Source organism: Sphingobium sp. ba1 (assembly GCF_000743655.1).
GTDB lineage: Bacteria > Pseudomonadota > Alphaproteobacteria > Sphingomonadales > Sphingomonadaceae > Sphingobium.
On the sequence record NZ_JPPQ01000006.1, the window covers coordinates 310,263 to 312,659 of the forward strand.

At 55.3% G+C, this 2,397-nt stretch carries 1 protein-coding gene; it reads left to right on the forward strand.

Annotated features, from left to right (window positions below; translation table 11 throughout):
• Positions 1-2,185: glycosyltransferase family 4 protein (locus IL54_RS01725; RefSeq protein ID WP_193378799.1), on the forward strand; the 2,185-nt coding region annotated here is incomplete at its 5' end.
• Positions 2,186-2,397 lie beyond the last annotated feature (212 nt).

A 2,397-nucleotide genomic window follows, 5' to 3' on the forward strand; every position in this document is an offset into this window, starting at 1 on the left:
ATCGCTGGAAGCGAGCTTCCCTGGTCAGGCGCGCTTTCTTGCAATCGAAACAGATCCCATAGACCATACAGAAGGTGTGCCTGCAGACGACAAGCCCCTCATGATCGAGTTGGCAGGGCGAGCTGCACCGGACAATGGCAATGAAGTTGTTATCAGCCATCATTATCCGGTCATAGTGCCCGACGGGTCTTATCGTCTGATGATGGCCCTGTTCTTTTGGGAAGAAAGCGCTGTCCCAGAACACACAATCGAACGTTTGGGTAAGAATTTCGACGCTATAATTTCGCCTGCACGAACTGTAACGAACGCGCTTCTCGATTCTGGCTTGTCGATTCCGATTGCGACGATCGGCCAACCGGTCGATATCGAACCTTATCAAGCGCTGGCTGGCGGACGAAGCCCGCGCGGTAAGGAAGTGCGTTTCCTTCATGTATCGTCCTGCTTCAAGCGCAAGGGTATCGACATTCTGCTGGCGGCTTGGGCTAAGGCATTTACCTCTGCCGATCCTGTGCGTCTGGTCATCAAGACTTTTCCTAACCCGCACAATGATGTCGAGCAGCAACTGGAAGAACTCGTGTCGCGCTATCCCGACCTCGCAACGGTCGAGATCATAAACCGGGACGTCGAGCGTGATGAACTGCTACAATTTTACGCCGATGCCGACGTCATGGTTTTGCCATCGCGTGGGGAAGGGTATAATTTACCTGCGCTTGAAGCGATGGCATCCGGATTGCCGTTGATCGTTACCGGTCATGGTGGGCAGCGTGATTTTTGCAGCGAGCGGGAAGCGCGTCTCATCGACTATCGCTTCGCACGTTCGGAAAGCCATGTGAGCGGGCACCATTCCTTGTGGGTGGAACCGGACGTTGAAGATCTGGCGGCAGCGTTGCGGGAGCAAGCCGACCCGGATCAGGACATGGTGATAGAAGAACGTCGGCAACGTGCTCTTATCGCGGCCGCGCGGGAAAGCGATAAGATGGCATGGCTCCATCGTTATACAGCGATGGTCGAAAATCTGCTCGATACGTCGAATGGCGAAAAAGCGCGTGTAGCTTGGGTCAGCACCTGGGGCGTCCAGTGCGGCATCGCCCAATATTCGCAATATATCGTCGATCACTTTTCGCCAGCGGCCCAACGCGAACTAACCGTCCTATGTGATCATCGCACGCCCCGGCGTGTGTCGTCGGTCCCGCGCCACATTCCGACATGGGCCGTCGATAATGTGCCCAAGATCGACGATATCTTGAATGCCGTCGAAGACATCGACGCCGAAGCTCTGGTCATTCAGCATCAGGATGGACTACTATCCTGGGATCAACTCGGCCGTTTGGCGCTAGATGATCGTTTGGTTGGCAAGGTGACGGTCGTTGTTCTCCATAATGCCGGTAACATGGCACGCGCCAGTTCGCATGAACTGATGACATTGCTGGAAGGACTCGGTAAATTCAGCAGGGTTCTTGTCCACAATATCGCGGATATGAATTTCCTTTTGTCGATGGGGCTAAAGCATAATATCGGCCTGTTGCCCCACGGCGCATTCGCGCCGGATCAGGCACCATGGCCAAAGCGTTTTACCCAGCACGACGCGCCCATCATCGGATGCCACGGCTTCTTTTTCCAGCATAAGGGCATAGACAAGCTTATTCGCGCGGCCGCGATCCTCCGTCAGGACTGGCCCAATCTTAAGCTTCGCCTAGTCAATGCCCAGTTTCCAGGCGAAGGCCATCAAGCCTATATTTCCGAATGCAAGGCGTTGGCGAAATCCTTGGGCGTGTATGACGCCATCGAATGGCATCAAGCCTTCATGCCGATCGAGGAAGTCAACGGCCTGTTGTCTGCGTGCGACATCATCGCATTACCCTATAGCGAAAGCACGGATTCGGCCAGTGGAGCCGTCCGCGTCTCCCTCGCGAGCATGGTCCCGCTTGTCGCAACGCGGGTGAAGATTTTCGCGGAACTGGGTGATGCAGCCGCATGGGCGGACAATAATGATCCAGAAGTGCTGGCCGAGGTAATCGGGCGTTTACTGCGTAGCCCGGAAGAAAGAAGGACTGTCCAGGCCGCGATGCACGACTGGCTTCATGCCCACGATTGGAGCCGTGTAGCGGGAACGATGGAAGGCATGATTCAGGGGCTCGTGCAGGAAAAGCGTCTACATTGGGACGTGAACCGAATGGCGTCTTGATGAACGAATTAAGATGAACGCTATGTCTTGCCCGCGATAGTGCATCTTGCTTGCTATCGCGGGCCTGGCCGTCTTTGGACAGCACGGCAACGAGATTTAAGTCGCGCCAAATTTCGTTGCCGTATTTGAGTGGGATATGTCGCATTTAGCGATGAGAACGGCGGAGCAATATTCGACCACGGTAGCGGCGGGATAGTCCTGCTGCGGGCGGC